This window comes from Chromohalobacter sp. HP20-39, from assembly GCF_033052815.1.
Taxonomy (GTDB): domain Bacteria; phylum Pseudomonadota; class Gammaproteobacteria; order Pseudomonadales; family Halomonadaceae; genus Chromohalobacter.
Genome location: NZ_JAWHTP010000869.1, coordinates 1 through 257, shown reverse-complemented (window position 1 = coordinate 257; position 257 = coordinate 1). Strand labels below are relative to the sequence as shown.

General features: G+C 64.2%; 1 protein-coding gene. It reads left to right on the top strand.

Features of this window, described 5'->3' with window-relative positions; translation table 11 throughout:
• Positions 1–257: zinc-binding dehydrogenase (locus RVY79_RS20445; RefSeq protein WP_317466419.1), on the top strand; the 257-nt coding region annotated here is incomplete at both ends.

The following is a 257-nucleotide window of genomic DNA, read 5'->3' as shown; positions in this document are numbered from 1 at the left end:
CGCCTGGAGGTGGCGAGTCGGCTGGGCGCGAGTGCGTGCATCAACGTCACCAGTGAAGATGCGGTTGCCGCGGTCAAGAAGCTGACGGATGGCGTGGGCGTGGATTGCGCGATCGAGGCGGTGGGCGTGCCTGCCACGTTCGAGCTGTGCCAGGATCTTGTTGCACCGGGCGGCGTGATTGCCAATATTGGCGTGCACGGCGTGAAGGCGGATCTCCATCTGGAGACACTGTGGAGCCAGAACGTCGCCATCACCAC